We start from the raw sequence: 17,974 nt of genomic DNA on the forward strand, positions 1-17,974 counted from the left end.
ATGTAAAACAAACGTTTAGTTAAGTAGCTTGAGCGATTCACGGGTAAAGGCCGGGATATCATCTGGATTTCTGCTTGTTACAAGTTGGTTCCCACATACAACCACTTCTTTGTCATGCAGTGTTGCTCCTGCATTTTTCAAATCTACATGAATTGATTTAAATCCTGTTACATCTCGCTCTTCTAGCGCTTCTGCTGTGATTAAAAGCTGCGGTCCATGACAAATAGCAAATACTGGCTTCTTGTCGTCCATAAAGCTTTTCGCAAATTGTACATAACGTGGATCAGCTCTTAAGATATCTGGTGAGAAACCACCAGGGATAAACAATGCATCAAATTGATCAGGTTTCACATCATCTATTCCAGCATCAATTTCCACTCTCGCTTCTCCTTGTTTACCTGAAACGGTTTTTCCTTTTACTTCTTCAATGACGGTTAAGCTATGACCAGCCTCTTTAAAATCTTTCGCTGGTGCTGTATATTCGACATCCTCAAATGAATCTGTTAACAATACGGCAATTTTTTTTGACATGCTGTTCATAACCTCCATATTTTTTTATTACACTTATTATTTACCCAGGCTTGTCCGAGTTAAACATTAGGGAGTGCTTCATGAATTGACCATATTGAAAGACTTGGTGCCATCAGCAATATTCGATTATGCAAGAAGCTCGGGTCTTAGCATTCCCGAGCTTTTTGCTTCGTGATTTCTAGGTCTTTTATAAACTCCACTACTTTATTTTCATAGCCTGCTGGATCCGTATTAAACGCTTCCGCATGACCAGCTTTTGGGACTACGTATAGTCTTTTCAATCCTTTTTTTCGCTTAAACATTTCAAGTGTCATCTGAATTGGGATAAATCGATCTTCTTTTCCATGAATAAATAGAATGGGTGTGGTTGTTGTTTCTAAACCTTTGATTGGGGAAATCTCTGGAAAACTAAAGCCATGACGAAGCTTAATAAACAAACTAACCACATCGATAATAGGAACTATTCGCAGCTTAAAATCGAGCCTTAACCTTAGTTTCAATAGCGTGCGAAAATCACTAAATGCACAGTCTGCAATGCAAAATGTTACTCTTGGATCACGCTTGCTAACCTCTAATGCAGAGGCTGCTCCTAGTGATTCACCCAACAAGCCAACGATTGTTTTTTCACCAAATCGCGCACTTAAAAAATCAATCCACGCTCTTAGATCATCCTTTTCATAATAACCGAATGAAGTGTATTCTCCACCACTGAGCCCATGAAAACGGTGATCACATAAAAGGACATGAAAGCCTCTTTTTTGAAACATTTCTACGTATTTGAAGCTGCCGAATAGTGACCATCTAATGCCATGAGCAATGATAACCACTTTTTGACTATTTTCAATCGGAAACAAAATCCCATGAAGTCTATAGCCATGGTAGGAATCAATATACAGCTCTTCTTTATGTTTATCGCGAAAAAGGATCTCATTAATTTCGCCCTTTTCTATACCTAAATTATACGTTTTTTCGTAGGTGAACTTCCTTGGTGAAAGGAGAAGCCGGCTTACAATGTACAGGACCATAGCGCTTACGAAAAAAATCAAGCTAAAAGCGACAAGGAGCCATTTTACCACTACTTTTCACCCCTTCTAGGCTTGTTTAATCAAGCATTTGTCTTACAGTTAGTTGCTGCTAAACGATTATAAAAATGGAGCTACCATCGACACCCTTAGCAAGAAAGGGCTACTCTCCCCTACTCCTAATAAAAGAGTGAGAAACTTGTACCCAGGGGATAATCAGGATTTTTCGTGAAGCGAAGCAACAATCTAATCTATAAGCATGCTGCAGCCATTTACTAATAGCCTATTAATAAAGCCTGAAGGATGTGATTCGCAAACCCATTTTTTTTCGTATTTTTAAGATGGTGCTGGTGCCTGGTGCTGGTGCCTGTCCCCCACTACGTTAACGTATAAAAGCATTGGTAAGCTTCCCCCTACCTGATTGAAGAAGTAGGCTTCTTATAAATGAATGAAACCCATTAAAAAGCACATCAACGTCTATAATCAGACAAAAAAAGGTGCCTGGCCCCCACCGCTTTAAAGCGGTGGGGGCCAGGCACCATTCCTAAGGCACCATTCCTACATTTCTAGATTGTCCATTGATCATGGACGAGCGCGACTAGTTCCCATTCGCCGGCTTCGTTTTTTTCGAAGACGAGGTTGAGGGCTTTCCAATCCATGTTGCCGTTTTCCTCTGTTCCTTTTACATAATATTCAACGACTTCTGCATCAGGGAAGATTTCTTTGACGTTTCGTTTAGTATTTCCTCTTGGTTCTGTTGGATTCATAACCACTTCGTCTGCCGATTCATAGGCAGCATCGTACCCATACTTCTCGATATACTCTCGGGCCGTTAGCTCAATGGGTTTTCCACTTCCATGCTGGTAGCCCCATGTGTATGTTTCTTCAGCTTCAAAGAGTGTTCTTAATTGGTCCTGCTTTAACGTAATGGCGTCTGTTTCAACATACACATATGGTGAGAACAACAGACCTTTCTCATTATGAACATGGCTTGCTAGTTCTTCTCCATCCTGTTCTTTTAAAGCAGTTAAAATAGTTTCTGCTTTTTCTTTCACTGCTTGCTCATCCGTTTGAGCATTTTCTTCGTCTAGTTTTTCAGATGCTTCTTGCTCTTCTTCTACACGGTTTGCTTCCGTCTCTGAATTCATTTCTGTTTCAGTTGGTTCGTCTGTCGTTTCTTGATTAGTTTCGGCTGGCTCATTTTCCGCTGCGTCGCCTTGACAGCCTGAGACTAAAAATGCAGCTAGAAAAACGGTGGCAAAAAAGCTTGTTTTCATAATGACCATCCTCCATCCTTTATTTTTGTGTCAGCATGAACACAATTGATTCATAGGGTCTTAATGCGATCGACTGAATCGTTTGTACTGAGTCAGGATAATTTGAAAGCAAGATCGTTGCCTTCCATTCATCACCTTTAAGCTCCCCAGGTAATGTAAAGAGTGCTTCTTTATCATAAAAATTATTCACAACAAGTAGCTTTTCTTGATGACCATTTCGCAGATAGGCAAAAATCGTGGGATCTTCCTCCAAAAGAAGCTGATAATCTCCGTATGTGACAAGCTCCACCCTTTTACGTAGGTCAATAAGCTTTTGATAATGATAAAAAACAGAGTTTTCATCCTCTAATGCCTGTGCAGCATTTATTACTCGATAATTTTCCGCCACAGGTATCCAAGGGGTACCTGTAGTAAATCCTGCATGCTGACTACCATCCCATTGAACAGGAGTCCTGGAATTATCACGAGATTTTTCTTGTAAGATAGCTATTATCTCCGACTCCTCTTTACACTTGCTTTTAGCTCTTTGTACATATTTAAGGACTCGACATCCCGGTAATCGTCAATTTTAGTAAAGCCTGGATTGGTCATTCCAAACTCTTCTCCTTGAAAAATATAAGGAGTCCCTTGCATCATATGAATGGTGGTTGCAAGCATTTTCGCTGATTCGTTGTGGTATTTTCCGTCATTTCCATACCTTGAGACAATTCGGGGCTGGTCGTGATTACACCAAAATAAAGCATTCCAGCCTCCACCTTTGTTCATTTCCACCTGCCAGGTTGATAAAATCCTTTTTAATGCGAGAAAGTCAAAATCGGCAATAGCCCACTTTTCTCCATTTGGATAATCTACCTTTAGATGATGAAAGTTAAAGGTCATATTTAATTCCTTACTTGCCGGATTTGTATAGCGTATACAGGCATCAATTGAGGTGGATGACATTTCTCCGACTGTCATACTATCGTATTTTGAGAAAACTTCACGGTTCATCTCCTGTAAAAATTCATGAATTCGTGGACCATCTGTGTAAAATTTCCGTCCGTCACCAGGAGGTATGGAGCCATCATCGTTAGGGAATTGCTGGTTTTTTGAGATAAGGTTAATGACATCTAATCGAAAGCCATCTACACCTTTTTCAAACCAAAAATGCATCATTTCATAGAGCTTTTCCCTTAGTTCAGCATTTTCCCAATTTAAATCTGCTTGCGTTACATCAAATAAATGGAGGTAGTATTGACCTGATTTTTCATCAAATTGCCAGGCTGGACCACCAAATTTTGATAGCCAATTTGTCGGCTCCGATCCATCTGGCTTTGGGTCCTTCCAAATATAATAGGTACGATATGGATTTTCAGATGATTTTTTTGCCTCTTTAAACCAAGCATGCTCAGTAGACGTATGGTTAACGACAATATCCATAATAAGCTTGATATTGCGAGAATGAGCTTCTGCAACCAATGCTTCAAACGTCTCCATGTCACCATATTCCTGATGAATGTCATAATAATCACTAATATCGTAGCCATTATCCTTTTGGGGCGACTTATAAGGAGGGGTTAACCAAATGACATCAATCCCTAGCTTTTTTAAGTAATCTAGCTTTTCAATAATACCTTGTAAGTCTCCGACTCCATTACCAGTCGTATCGTTGAAGCTTTTCGGGTAAATCTGATACACGACGGATTTTTTCCACCAAGGCTGTTCCACTCATTCCACCCCTTATTTCTCTTTTTTCACTTTCGCTAAAATAAACGTGAGGACAAATGGAACAACAAGAACAATCGCCATTCCGATAAAAAACGATCCCCAATACTCTGATTGAATGGACAAAAATCCAGGTAGTCCTCCCACACCAATTGTGTAGGCTTTTACACCGTTTATACTAATAAATAAACCAGCAATGGCTGAGCTTACAATCGCTGCAATAAACGGATACCTAAAACGTAAATTCACACCGAACATCGCCGGTTCCGTAATACCCAAATAAGCAGACACAGCTGAAGTTAGAGAAAGGCCTTTTTGTTTCTCGTCTTTTAAAACAAACATCATTGCAAGTGCTGCAGATCCCTGTGCTATATTTGATAGGGCGAGCATCGGCCAGAGAAAGGTTCCACCTTCATTTGCAAGCTGAAGGTCAACTGCTAAAAATGTATGATGCATCCCCGTCACAACGAGGAGGGCGTAAAGACCACCATAGAGAAGACCACCAATGGCAGCAAAGTTGTCAAAGATAGAAATGACTCCATCCGTTAGAAGGTTTCCAATAAAGAAGGTCACCGGTCCAATCAGGATAAAGGATGCAAAGCCTGTAACTAGTAACGCAACAGGTGCAACCACTAGAAGCTGAATGCCATCAGGTACTCGTTTTCGTAAAAAGATTTCAATTTTAGCTAAAACATAGGAAGCGACCAGAATTGGAAGAACTTGTCCTTGGTATCCGATCTTTTGCACAGCAAGTCCAAATAAGTCCCAGGTCGGAATTTCTCCTTCTGCTGCTGCACTTCCATATCCCCACGCATTAAGGAGATCTGGATGGACAAGCATTAATCCTAGAACAATCCCAAGCAGTGGACTTCCACCGAAACGATTGACTGCTGACCAGCCAATTAATCCAGGTAAGAAAACAAAGGAAGTATTGGCAATTAAGTTAATGATGCTTGCCAAATCAGCCCACTGAGGAAACTCGTCAACAACAGAGGTCTCGTCAAAAAAGATTCCGGGGCCTGTTAAAATATTGTTAATCCCCATTAATAACCCGGCGGTCACAATGGCTGGTAGGATCGGGATGAAAATATCGGCTAATGTTTTAATAGCACGCTGGATGGGATTCAAATTTTCTTCAGAAGCCTTCTTTACATCTTCCTTCGACGCTTCTCCGATCCCAGTTTGGCTCACCATTTCTTTATACACCTTGTCCACTGTACCTTGTCCGATTACGACTTGAAACTGACCATTGGTCGAAAAAGATCCTTTTACTAAGTCTAGATTGTTGAGTTTTTCTTCATCAACAAGAGACTCATCCTTAAGGGCAAATCGAAGTCTTGTGACACAATGGGTTGCAGCCGCAATATTTTCTTTTCCACCAACAGCTTCTACAATCTCCTTTGTTGACTGTTCTAATGAGCTCACTTCAATGACCTCCTATTTTTTAGATTCTATTCCTACTATTTGTTTTGAACTGAGAATCTATGCCATATCAGTGGAAGTTTAGTCGAAACGTGCTTACGAAGCTTTTTTTGCCTGCTTCTGCTTAATATCTTTTAAATAATAGTGTTCAGATGTAAAAAACTCATCCTTCAATTTTTTCACTTCATTACTTAAGAGGAGGACAGCAATTACGTTTGGAAGTAAAATGGCTGCTAGGGCTAAATCAAGGAACTGCCAAATCACCTTCGCTCCACCTATTGCACCAATGATAATTGCCGCTAAATAAACAACCTTCATCATTTGACTTGTTTTGTTTCCAAATAAAAATTCTGCTTGTTTCACACCATAAAAAATTATGACAACAACTGTTGATAGCACGAAGAAAATTAGTGAGATACTGACTAAGTAGCCTCCAACCGTACCGAAATAGTATTGAAAGGCAGCAGTTGTTAAAGAAGCTGGATCATCAAGGGCTCCTTCACTTGTCCAAACATCTGATGATAAAACGACAAATGCAGTCGCTGTACATATAATCAACGTATCGACGACAATTCCCATTACCGCCCAAAAGCCTTGACGAACTGGATGATCTGTCTGCGCTGCAGCATGGGCAATAGGTGCTGTCCCTAATCCTGCTTCATTTGAATACAACCCTCGTGCAAAGCCCCATCTAATAATTTCTCCAATGGCTGCTCCTGCAAATCCACCTAGAGGTGCCATTGATTCAAAAGCATTCGAAAAAATAAGATTGAACACATATGGTACTTGGTCAACATGTAAAATCAAGATTAATAAGGCGGCACCGACATAGAAAAATGCCATGACAGGGACAAGGATTTCTGTCACTTTTCCTATACGCTTAATCCCTCCAAATATGATGAGTGCAACAACAGCAGCAATAATGATTCCAGTGATAAGCGGAGATACTTGAAATGACTCATTTACGGCAGAAGAAACGGCATTTCCTTGAACCATAATACTAGGAATTAATTCAATCATTAGAGCAAACGCAAACCATACACCTAGCCATTTCATCTTCAGCCCCTTTGTCATGTAATACATGGGACCTCCGACATATTCGCCCTCTTCATTTTTTTCACGATACTGAACTGCTAATACACTTTCTGAGAATTTGATTGACATACCTATGATGGCAATAACCCACATCCAAAAAATAGCACCAGGTCCACCGAACATAATGGCAGCTGGAACACCCACAATATTTGCAGCACCAACGGTTGAGGATAATGCAGAGGTTAACGCTTGAAGAGGTGTAACGGTTCCTTCCCCTTTTGGCTTCTTAAACACACTACCAAAGGTTTGCTTAAACATATAAACTGGATACCGAAATTGGAAAAATCCTAGCCGAACCGTTAAATAAATTCCTGTCACAGCTAGTATCGAGATGAGTGGGATCCCCCATAACCAGCTTGAAACGTCTCTTACAATTTCGAGAATTTGATTCATCACCTTAACTCCTTTACTTTTCGTTGTTAAGCGATTTCCCTAATTCTCGACTTTTAAACCCATTTTTTTGTAGGATTTTGACAACAAGGTAAGGTTCTTTACGACCTAAAGGAAGGTTTGTAGAAAAGGTATGAGAGCTTGATGATTGTTACTTAAGGATTGCAAATAAAATATCAATAACAAATTGTTTGGATAGTTGATAGAAAAACCTTTATTTTCGAACTCTTTTAATAAAATGGTTGATTATCGCATGTAGTGTATGTAATGAGGCTAGGACATAAGTGTTTGAGTTTATTCCCAACTTTCCCCTATTGCTGTTCTGAATTTATGGTTACATATCCTTCTCCCTAACTACTTGCTCTCCTACTAAAATAGTAAGAGTTGGTAAAAAGTGATAAGACTCTATTGTATTTCGAGACCCGAAAGAGTATGATGAGTACGGTAGATTACTTGAATTGAGGGATGCAGCTATGAAGATAAGAGACTGGGATTATAACCTAAAGATTCGATTGTTTGGTGAAGCCTTAATGAACATTACCTTTTGGATGTTCTTCCCTTTTCTAACAATCTACTTCGCGGATGTGTTCGGGAAAGGAAAGGCAGGGCTTTTCCTCATTATTTCACAAGTTTTTTCAGTGCTAGCGAATTTAATGGGTGGATATTTTGCCGATCGCTTCGGCCGTAAAACGATGATGGTCGTTGGTTCCTTTGGTCAAGGCTTATCATTTCTCGTTTTTGCCTTATCTAATTCCCCATGGTTTCAGCTACCTGTTTTAAGCTTTATTTGTTTTGCATTCGCAGGAGTATTTGGATCATTTTATTGGCCTGCATCACAGGCAATGGTCGCAGATGTGGTTGATGAAAAAGACCGAAGTAGTGTGTTTGCTGTTTTTTATACCTCCATTAATATAGCGGTTGTCATCGGCCCTATTTTAGGTGCCATTTTTTACGTTCGCTATCCGTTTGAGGTACTAGTCGTTGCCGGAATTATATGTATGTTCCTGTCCCTTCTCTTAGCAAAACAAACAAGAGAAACAGCACCAACATATAAAGTAGAAAATGAGCTAGCTACAATGAAATGGTATCATCCGATCATTAAGCAGGTTAAAGATTATCAAGTGATTTTTAAAGATGCTACCTTCTTATTATATATTGTCGCGGGAATTCTTGTTGCGATGACGTTCATGCAATTAGATATGATTATTCCTGTTTACATTACAGACATGATTCAACAGCAGGAGCTTCTTCGTATAGGAGACTGGTCATTAACCGTTAATGGTGAGCAAGCATTTGGAATGATCTTATCTGAGAATGGGTTACTCGTTGCTTTGTTTACAATTGTTGTAACGAAGTGGATGGCAACCTTCTATGAGCGAAATGTGTTTATGATCTCTTCCCTTATTTATAGTGTTGCTATTATAACCTTTGGATTATCTAACTCACTATGGATTTACATCTTGGCGATGGGCTTATTTACATTCGCCGAGCTGATGACAGCAGGAATTCAACAAACGTTTGTTTCAAAGCTTGCACCTGAGCACATGCGTGGACAGTATTTTGCTGCTGCAAGTCTTAAGTATACAATTGGACGAACAATTGCACCTATCGCTATTCCAATGTCCCTTTGGTTTGGCTATACGACAACATTTATCATCATTGGTGGATTGGCGATGTTTAGCGCATTCCTCTACTATCTTATGTTTCAAAAAGCAGAGCAACAAGCGGTGAAGCAAGTAAATGTAAGGTAAGGTAGTTGTGACACTTACCAACATATTAGGTAAATGAGGCTGGGACATAAGCGTTTATAGTTAATGAGAAACCCGAACGATCAGGTGATATTTCAATGGAAATCTCCCATATCGTTCGGGTTTTATTCTTTCTCACTACATGTGGCTTCCTCCCTAGGAAAAAGCAATTCATTTTTCCACCGCAAAAAGCAAGTGGATGCAGCGGAATGGAACGTACTTGTTCTTCCACCACACCATATTAATAAGTAACCACGTGTCTAACGATAATTGTTCGTCTTTTAAATAAATGATTGAGTTTTAACCCATGATTTTTTTATGAAAGCCTCTATTTCACTTTACTTCCTATGCAAATTGGTTTCTTTTATATTCGCTGCCTTTTTCGCTGTATCCTTCATCCAGTCGGCGATTCTATGGTGCTCTTCTGTTAGATTTTCAACAGTAGCACTCATTTCTTCAAGCCCTGCAGAGGATTGCTCGATAATTGACGCTAGTTCATTTGTCGACATTTCCACATTTTCAGATTGTTTTTTCACCGTTTCACTAAGCTTCGTAAACCTATCAAACTCACCTGATAAATGATCGAGTGTCATCTTAACAGAATGGATGGATGCTGATACTTTTCCCGTCGAAGTCACACCTTTATTAATATATGCGTGACTTTCAGTAAGCTTAGCAACTGCTTTTTCATTACTATTATTTAATGTTTGAAGATTTGTGTTGATTTTTTCCGTCGTTGCTCTTGTTACATCTGCAAGCTTTCGAATTTCTGTTGCAACCACGGAGAAGCCCTTGCCAGATTCCCCTGCTCTCGCTGCTTCAATAGATGCATTCAATGCGAGTAATCCTGTTTGATCCGTAATATCCTTTATAGAATTTGTTAAGGTATTCATCTCCGTTACCGTTATTGTCAGTAGATTGAACGCTTCATCTACTTGGCTAATCATCTCCTTGAGCTCATTCATATCATGATGTAACTCAGTTGCGAAGCTTTCACTTTCTCCAATTGTCTCGCTTGCTACCTCTGCCTCTGTCTTCAAATCTGCCGATACAATATGGAGCTGCGTCATTGATTCCATCGACTCTTTTGCATTAACCGAAATATCACTAATTTGTCCAGACTGCGCTTGACTACCAGAGGCCATTTCTTGAATGGCACTTTGCATATCTTTTTGTACATCTAAGCCACTTTGAACCTGTTGATTTACCTTTGTAATCGCTTCAATAATACCACTAACATTTTCCTCAAGATGCTGCTTTTGCTGATTTTTCAATTTTGTCTCCTCTTCAGCCTCTTTAACAAATAATTGCAATTGCTTAAATTGCTTAGAGTTCAGAAAAATAACCACACCTAATGTAATGGCCATTAAAAGATAAATGATCATCGAAGAAGCATAAATTGTGTTAAGAGCAACATCCTTTTCTTCCTTAAATAGAAAAGAAAGGACCATCGTAATAAAGCCAAGTGTATAGCCAACGATAAAAACATCTCGCTTCATATGAATAGAAGAGATTAACGTTAAAAAAATCGTAATTAAAATGATTTCAGCATTAGGCGCGAAAATAAATAAAGAACTAATAATAAACAAATAAATCAGTACAATCCCTACATATGGAAAAAGAATCGGCCTTTTGAGTAGCTTTTGGAAAATAAAAAACGTTAGTGTAAACGCTAATAATTCAATACTATAAAAAATCCCTTTGTCTATATCTCCTACAAAAAATGTTTTCGACATCGCTAATAGTGTGGCGATCGAAAAGGTTATAAACATCAACGTATTTTTCCTCTTTATATCCCCTGTCACAAGTTGACCAATGGCATTCATCCGTATATCCCCCTTTATACTTAGTAAGCCTATATTAAAAGAAATATATCACATTCTACACATAGACTTTTATCAGAATTTGTCGAAGAGTGAAAATATTTAAGGATAGATGGCCTAGGTAAATCGAATGGTGTCTCTCTTTCGTCAAAGTACGTCTATTATTCTAGGAGAAAAAACTCAGATGTTCCCGATTTAAAAGGATGGTCGTCATTTACAACTAAAGATGTAGGATAAGTATGAGGTACCGCTCAAGATTAATAGGGGGATGGAGATCGTCGTAGGATTTAGGTTCTTTCTATATGGAAAAGCGGATACTTTTAGAATAAGTTCTATGGCATATCTTACCTTTGAGGCGGAATTTGTCCGACTCTACTAGAATTGCTCAATTTCGGCGCGGAATTACTCTTTACTTAACGAGATCTTTCGTGTAAATCCGAAAACTACCGATTACATCACAACAAAGCTTAAGAAAAGAACTAGAAAAAATTTTTTACCATTAAAATCCCATCATGACGGGATTTTAGAAAATCCAAGGAAAATTCACCCCTTCACACATGTTTTTAATAATGTTAAAATGGCACCACAAAACGGATAAAAGCCACTATTCTTCTAGGGTAGCGGCTCTTTTTGTCCCGTCTTTTTAGGCGGTGTTTCATAGATTCATTTATATTTTTTTTGAAAGGGTGATTTCAATGCATTACGGAAGCAAAGGCTGGTATGTCAGCGAATTAAAGAAATTAGGTGTTCGCCGTCATGAAGAGAGAAAACTCGAAAGCTACAAAAAACACTTTCTAGCAAACTTACTTGAAAAACATAGTAAGTAAATGTAAGAATAGCTTGGGTCAAAACTCAATCATTTTTTAAAAGACGAGCGATTATCGTTTGACACGTTGATCCTTATTAATATGGTGTGGTGGAAGAATCAGTACGTTTTTTCCTCTCACCCCCGCCGGAGTCAAGTGTCTTTTCGCTCCATTACACTAGCGATTACCAATCGTATGCATAAACAATACATGTAGTGATAAAGAATAAAACCCGAACGATATGGGAGATTTTCATTGAAAAATCACCTGATCGTTCGGGTTTCTCATTAACTAAATACACTTTGTCCAAGCCTCTTTATGATTGTTATGTGTAATAGCCAAAAGCAGATAAGATCAATACACCGATGATAGATACTGCAATACCTGTTACAAATGTGACCAAAACTGTCCTTACTTTCCTCGTATCTAACCAGACTGTGACTACGAGAATGAGGGTGAAGAGAGCTCCAAAGAATAAAGAAGCGATTTGGCTAGTTGGTGTAATCCAGTCAAACCAGCTTAAAAAATTCATGTCTAACAGCCTCCTACCTTTACTCGTTATTTTCGTTATTTCTTACTTAATCACAATGATCAGCCTCATAAATCTTCCACTACATGATCACTTCATACCCGGCTTCCATATTTTCGATTTACTTTTTTCGTGGAAAAAATGTGCCGTCACATATGTACTACATGCACTTAATAGCTTTATGATTTCAATGTCATTTCCCTGACTTGTGAACAAGGTAATTCAGCGTCTTAAGAATGACATGATGTTTTGTCTTGATTGTGGTTTCCTAATTTCTGACAACATTCCGTTTTAAATACTCACGAATGATTACTTAAATAAGTGAATCACGTGTTCCCTGAGCGTGTTTAAGAAACTCTTCTTCTACAAGTTATATCCGAAGGATTTGTTTCAGATGATATAGTTGCGATTGATGCCACTTATTTGAAGCAAGAGATTGATTTCCAGTAAAAGATGAGCAACCAAAAGCCAATCCGTAAAAACGCGGACGTAAATTAAAAGAAGAACGTGAAAAGTGGCTTCAAGAAATGGCTGAAAAAGAAACAAATCTCCCAATTTATGAAAAGCCGATTGAAGCAAAATTAGATGTTACTCTTGATGATTTATGTTGTTATACAACCCTAACACGAGGCTCTCAATGATGGTTACCTTTAAATAGGTTCTTTGAACGAAAACTGCTTAAGGTTGAATGGAGCGGAAGTGCGAGACTCCTGCGGGAGGAGTGGGACAGGTGAGACCCCACAGGCGTTTACGCCGAGGAGGCTCACCGCCCACCCCGCGGAAAGCGAGCAACTGGAGCGGAATTCAACCAGACCGGACACTTGATATATAGCCATAAGTTTACGAAATTAACATTCTGTAGGTCTGTGTTTCTTTAAAATAAGCAATTATGAAATTGATTCACTCATAAAAAGAAAAAGGTTTCTTAATCGTATCAATCCACCACCTCCATACCAATATTTTCTATTTTTATTTTACCAAAAAAGAAGAGATAAAACCATGATGATCTTATCTCTTCAAGCTAGTATCAGGCGTGAACCGTTAAATTGGTTCCCGATGCTCGTTACGCTGTTGATTGTAGGGTAAGTCTTGATAAAAATAGTTAGGTTTAACGATTTTATTTTCATAGCTAGTATGAAAAATATGAGTCGTTGCGGGTGAGACAGGTGGAATGAGCCATGTCCAATCACCCGTTACATGTCTACAGCTTGCTTTTTCATTTTGCTCGAATCGTTTAAATTGCTGAGCAGATGTATGGTGGTCAACAATACTAACACCTGCCTGTTTAAAGGAATGAAGCACCGCAACATTTAGCTCCACAAGTGCACGATCCTTCCAGAGATTCGCATTTGTGCGAGTATCTAATCCCATAATGGAAGCTACTTTCGGTAAGAAGTCATACCTAAATGGATCGGCTAAGTTCCTCGCACCAATTTCTGTTTCCATATACCAGCCATTAAAAGGTGCGGCAGAATAGTGGATCCCACCGATTTCAAGCATCATGTCTGAAATAATAGGTACACCATACCATTTCATCTGCAGGTCACTTATTCCCTCAATGTCAGGATGGGTAATTGAGACTTCTACCACATCATCTTTTGCAAATGTAAACAGCTTCGGATTCTGGTTGTCTTTTTGGATAACGAGTGGAAGGACATCATAATGTGTCCCTTCCCCCTTCCAACCTAACGCCTCACATTCCTTTGTAAAAGAAATGGATGCAGGATCACCTAGTGTACCATTTTCCGTTTCATAGCCAGCATAACGGATAAGCTGGTGGTTCCAAATGCGCATCCGGTTTTGCTTCCCTAAGTCTGGTTTAAAAATGGTGATTGTGGGTTTGATTTTCCCCTTATTCGTAGCAAACGTAAGATGATGCTGGAGTGCCTGAAATACGGCTTCCTCTGTATCAGCTTCTCGCTCATCAAAAACAGTTAAATTATCCCAAAAGAGTCGACCAATACACTTGTTGCTATTACGCCATGCCATTTTCGCCCCATGTGAAAGCTCTTCAAAGGTATGAACATACGTACCAGTCTCTTTAATTTCCTGCTTTATTTCTTCTATTCTTTTATCCGATTGCTCCGTTGATTTATTTAATTCTTGATAGGCTGTTTGAATAAACTGAATGGCTTCAGTCTCTAACTGTTTGTTGGTTGTAACCAATCCGGTCACCTCTTATAAAAGTTCATTGTCTCTATCATACTCTGACAATGTTCGACACGTCCAATGGTAGTACTTAGTTTATTTGTATTTTAGCTCCCATAGCTGCTTTAAAACGGGCATTTCTTCCATTTCTTCCTCAGTCACATGTTCCCATTCAATTCCGTTCGGCTTTTCATAAGGTGAATTAGTAGGAAAAAGCCCTTCCTCCGTTGCAATCCAGTCAACTGATAAATCAAAGGAATCTCTTGGAATTTCATTCTGAACAAGCTGTGAGCTATGAATTGAAGTAACAATAGGCATTGGCGGGTTGCCGAGTTCTCGTAAAATCCCATACTCACGGTCCGCATAGCCTTCTCCTTTACCTAGTCTTCTCCCATCTGGATGAATCGCTACAGAGCCTACAACCATAAAATCAATAGAAGGAATTTCGGTCAGCGGAATTTCCTTTCCATACGATTTAATATGACTCAGGCTTGCTGCTCTTCTTTCCTCTCCCTTTGGCACCCATTCCGGCTTAACCATGATGAAGCCTGCTTTTAATCGCGGAGTAGGAACTAATAACGTTTTTCCATCTATTAAAATTTGTTTTCGTAATGGTAGCTGTGGAGCATCTGGATTAACCTTTATCACCTTAGCCGCTTGATATTCTGGCATAGCTTGAATAAAAGCTGCTGCCTTCTCCGCCCCTTTGAAATTCGGAATTCGATGAACTAATGGAAACGGAAAGCGACCATTTTTCTCCTCTGTTAGCCGATTCCAAACCTTATGCCTTATTTCATCTTTTGTTTCTGTCATGCTCACCAAGTCCTTTTGTGTATTCTTATCATTAGTATAAACAACCGTCAAAGCAAGTACACGAAAAAGCACTTATCCTATCAGACTTTTTTCGTGAATTCTCATTCATTTGTTATAAGACTGTGACAGTGGGTAGAGTAGAGAAAGCTCAATAATAAAAGGTAAAAAAAAGAGAAAGGATCTGAGGCTCACCATGTTTGGTTTTGAGGACTTTGCAGTGTTTTTACGCGCATTTTTTGTCATCTTCCCTCTAGTGACAATTATACATGTTTTGGGCCACTACTTTTTCGCAAAGCTATCAGGCTGCCATGTAAAAATGATCGTGGGCTGTGGAAAAAAACTATTCTCGATCGGACCATTAGAATTTAGAATGTTTTACTTTTGGTATGGGGGCTGTGAATTCACCTCCATTAAAGCGACAACGAAAGCACGAAACATACTTATCTATCTTGGGGGCTCCATCTTTAACGGACTCTCCATCTTACTCATGTACAGTTTCATTTTTGAAGGAATAATAGAAAGCTCAAATGTAACCTATCAATTTCTCTACTTTTCTATCTATACCGTCTTCTTTGCTTTAATGCCCATGGATTATCCAGACGGAAGCCCAAGTGATGGAAAAGCTATCCTAAAAATCATGCGAAACAAGGAAATAGATCATACAACAGATTGCCAGTGGAAACAAACGTCTTAGGGACAAGATCTAGCATACAAACATAAAAAGGACGTAAAGGCTTAATGCTCTACGTCCTTTTACCTGAGAGGTTAACTATTCTCAATTTCCTCCACTAATAACGAAAGCTCTTCCCATCTTTCCATGGTTTCTTCAAGCTTCGTATCCACCTGTTCTTGCTCTTTATAAAGCTCTGTTACTTTTCCAAGGTCACTGCCTGCTGAAGCAATCTCTTGTTCAAGCTGCTCTTTTCTTTCCTCAAGTCCAGCAATCACGTCTTCAATTTGCTCCCATTCCTGCTGTTCCTTATAGGATAGTCGCTTTTTCTTTTCTTTCTTATATTCTGCTTTAACAGGAGCTGGTTCTTTTTCCTGCATCATTTCCTGTAGCTTCTTCTCCTCCATAAACTCTGAGTAGCTACCCTGGAAACGAGAAATTTGCCCACGTTCATCAAATACAACTAAGTGATCCACAACTCGATCTAAGAAATAACGATCATGTGATACGGTCAAAACGACACCTGGAAATTGATCAAGATAATCTTCTAATACCGAAAGCGTCTGCGTATCAAGATCATTCGTCGGCTCATCTAGAAACAGGACATTTGGTTCTTCCATTAATACCTTCAACAAGTACAAACGACGTCGTTCTCCACCGGAAAGCTTTCGAATATACGTCCACTGGGCAGAGCGAGGGAACAAAAAGCGTTCTAGCATCTGTTCGGCAGTAATGACCTGATTGTCTATTGTATAAACAATCTCAGCCGTTTCTTTAATATACTCAATTACACGTAGATCTTCGTCCATCTCTTCATGTTCCTGTGTATAAAAACCAATTTTAACAGTCGTCCCAACCTCAACTGTCCCTGAATCAGCTGGAGTTCTTCCCGCCATAATATTGAGGAGCGTGGATTTCCCCGTTCCATTTGGACCAATAATCCCCAGTCTTTCACCTGGTGTGATTAAATAATGAAAATTCTTAATAAGCTGATTTCCATCATACGCCTTTGAAATATTCTCAAGCTCAAGAACTTTTTTTCCAAGACGCTGTGAGCCTATCGCAAAATCCATCTCCTGCTTAGCAGCTGGGCCCTTTTGATCCTGAAGATCCTCGACTCGACCAATTCGTGCCTTTTGCTTCGTTGTTCTAGCCTTCGCTCCACGCCTTAGCCACGCCAGCTCACGACGTAATAAATTCTGCCTTTTCTCTTCAGCATTCTCTTCATTGATTTCTCGTTCCGCCTTCTTCTCTAAGAACACTTCATAGTTTCCAGAATACGTGTAAAGCTTCCCTTGATCTAACTCGAAAATTTGGTTTGTTACCCTATTCAAGAAGTAACGATCATGCGTAATCAAGATAATCGAACCACGATATTGAGCCAAAAACCCCTCTAACCACTCAATCGTTTCGTTATCAAGATGGTTCGTTGGCTCATCCAAAATCAAAATATCAGCAGGCTGAATCAACGCTTTCGCAATCGCCACACGTTTCTTCTGTCCACCAGATAAATGAATGACAGGCTTTTGAAAATCAGTAATCCCAAGCTTGGTTAAAACCGTTTTCGCCACCGTATTCGCTTCCCACGCATCGTTTTGATCCATCTTCTGCTGCATATTCATTAAATGCTTAAGCTTTCTCTCATTTTCAGGGTCCTTCTCAAGCTCACTTAACGCCAGCTCATATTCGCGCATCACCTGCATAATCGGAGCATCCCCATAGTAAATCTGCTCCAAAATCGTCAGCCCCTCCACAAGCTCGGGCTGCTGTGGCAAATATTCTATTCGAAGCGTATTCGCATGCGTCAGCTCACCAGAATCCGCAGACTCTATCCCTGCAATCACCTTCAACAAAGTCGACTTCCCAGTCCCATTTACACCAATCAAGCCAATCCTCTGCTTCGCCGCAATCGTAAACGAAATATGATCGAACAACGTCTTCTCACCATATGTTTTATATAAATTCTCCACTTGTAATATACTCATTATCCATTCAA

General features: G+C 39.4%; 13 protein-coding genes and 1 pseudogene. 3 read left to right on the plus strand and 11 right to left on the minus strand.

Features of this window, described 5'->3' with window-relative positions:
* Window positions 1–15 precede the first annotated feature (15 nt).
* From A9C19_RS17670 to A9C19_RS17695, 6 genes and pseudogenes are all read right to left on the minus strand, one after another.
* On the minus strand, window positions 16–531 hold the full coding sequence (locus tag A9C19_RS17670; protein ID WP_072581152.1) for a type 1 glutamine amidotransferase domain-containing protein: 516 nt from the start codon (window positions 529–531) through the stop codon (window positions 16–18).
* Window positions 532–677: 146 nt separating this feature from the next.
* On the minus strand, window positions 678–1,607 hold the full coding sequence (locus A9C19_RS17675; RefSeq protein ID WP_083584429.1) for an alpha/beta hydrolase: 930 nt from the start codon (window positions 1,605–1,607) through the stop codon (window positions 678–680).
* A gap of 512 nt (window positions 1,608–2,119) precedes the next feature.
* Window positions 2,120–2,830: a hypothetical protein gene (locus A9C19_RS17680; RefSeq protein WP_072581153.1), complete on the minus strand. Its 711-nt coding sequence runs from the start codon at window positions 2,828–2,830 to the stop codon at window positions 2,120–2,122.
* 19 nt (window positions 2,831–2,849) lie between these two features.
* A pseudogene (gene treC / locus A9C19_RS17685) lies at window positions 2,850–4,537 on the minus strand (alpha,alpha-phosphotrehalase).
* A 12-nt stretch (window positions 4,538–4,549) separates the two neighbouring features.
* The gene (gene treP / locus A9C19_RS17690) at window positions 4,550–5,959 is read right to left on the minus strand and encodes a PTS system trehalose-specific EIIBC component (RefSeq protein WP_072581154.1); all 1,410 of its coding nucleotides are present in this window, start codon (window positions 5,957–5,959) and stop codon (window positions 4,550–4,552) included.
* Between the two features lie 93 nt (window positions 5,960–6,052).
* Window positions 6,053–7,444 carry an alanine/glycine:cation symporter family protein gene (locus A9C19_RS17695; RefSeq protein WP_072581155.1) on the minus strand — a complete coding sequence of 464 codons (1,392 nt, stop codon included), beginning with the start codon at window positions 7,442–7,444 and terminating at the stop codon, window positions 6,053–6,055.
* 470 nt (window positions 7,445–7,914) lie between these two features.
* Here A9C19_RS17695 and A9C19_RS17700 point away from each other — a divergent pair, with 470 nt between their 5' ends.
* Window positions 7,915–9,192 (plus strand): MDR family MFS transporter, encoded by a 1,278-nt coding sequence (locus A9C19_RS17700; protein ID WP_072581156.1) that lies wholly within the window; start codon window positions 7,915–7,917, stop codon window positions 9,190–9,192.
* A 335-nt stretch (window positions 9,193–9,527) separates the two neighbouring features.
* Here the strand turns inward: A9C19_RS17700 and A9C19_RS17705 are convergent, their stop codons facing one another.
* Window positions 9,528–11,015 (minus strand): methyl-accepting chemotaxis protein, encoded by a 1,488-nt coding sequence (locus tag A9C19_RS17705; protein ID WP_072581157.1) that lies wholly within the window; start codon window positions 11,013–11,015, stop codon window positions 9,528–9,530.
* A 692-nt stretch (window positions 11,016–11,707) separates the two neighbouring features.
* Between A9C19_RS17705 and A9C19_RS17710 the strand changes: the two genes are divergently transcribed.
* Window positions 11,708–11,839: a YflJ family protein gene (locus tag A9C19_RS17710; RefSeq protein ID WP_072581158.1), complete on the plus strand. Its 132-nt coding sequence runs from the start codon at window positions 11,708–11,710 to the stop codon at window positions 11,837–11,839.
* A gap of 304 nt (window positions 11,840–12,143) precedes the next feature.
* Here the strand turns inward: A9C19_RS17710 and A9C19_RS17715 are convergent, their stop codons facing one another.
* From A9C19_RS17715 to A9C19_RS17725, 3 genes are all read right to left on the minus strand, one after another.
* Window positions 12,144–12,350, minus strand: coding sequence for a hypothetical protein (locus A9C19_RS17715; protein WP_072581159.1), 207 nt, complete (start codon window positions 12,348–12,350; stop codon window positions 12,144–12,146).
* Between the two features lie 1,038 nt (window positions 12,351–13,388).
* Window positions 13,389–14,513, minus strand: coding sequence for a nitric oxide synthase oxygenase (locus tag A9C19_RS17720; RefSeq protein WP_072581160.1), 1,125 nt, complete (start codon window positions 14,511–14,513; stop codon window positions 13,389–13,391).
* Between the two features lie 78 nt (window positions 14,514–14,591).
* Window positions 14,592–15,308 (minus strand): 5-formyltetrahydrofolate cyclo-ligase, encoded by a 717-nt coding sequence (locus tag A9C19_RS17725; RefSeq protein WP_072581161.1) that lies wholly within the window; start codon window positions 15,306–15,308, stop codon window positions 14,592–14,594.
* 193 nt (window positions 15,309–15,501) lie between these two features.
* Between A9C19_RS17725 and A9C19_RS17730 the strand changes: the two genes are divergently transcribed.
* On the plus strand, window positions 15,502–16,002 hold the full coding sequence (locus A9C19_RS17730) for a site-2 protease family protein (RefSeq protein WP_072581162.1): 501 nt from the start codon (window positions 15,502–15,504) through the stop codon (window positions 16,000–16,002).
* A gap of 71 nt (window positions 16,003–16,073) precedes the next feature.
* On the opposite strand, the gene A9C19_RS17735 is transcribed toward A9C19_RS17730, so the two are convergent.
* Complete coding sequence (locus A9C19_RS17735; protein WP_072581163.1) at window positions 16,074–17,963, minus strand: ABC-F family ATP-binding cassette domain-containing protein; 1,890 nt, start codon at window positions 17,961–17,963, stop codon at window positions 16,074–16,076.
* Window positions 17,964–17,974: the final 11 nt, after the last annotated feature.

Source organism: Bacillus weihaiensis, from assembly GCF_001889165.1.
Taxonomy (GTDB): domain Bacteria; phylum Bacillota; class Bacilli; order Bacillales; family Bacillaceae; genus Metabacillus; species Metabacillus weihaiensis.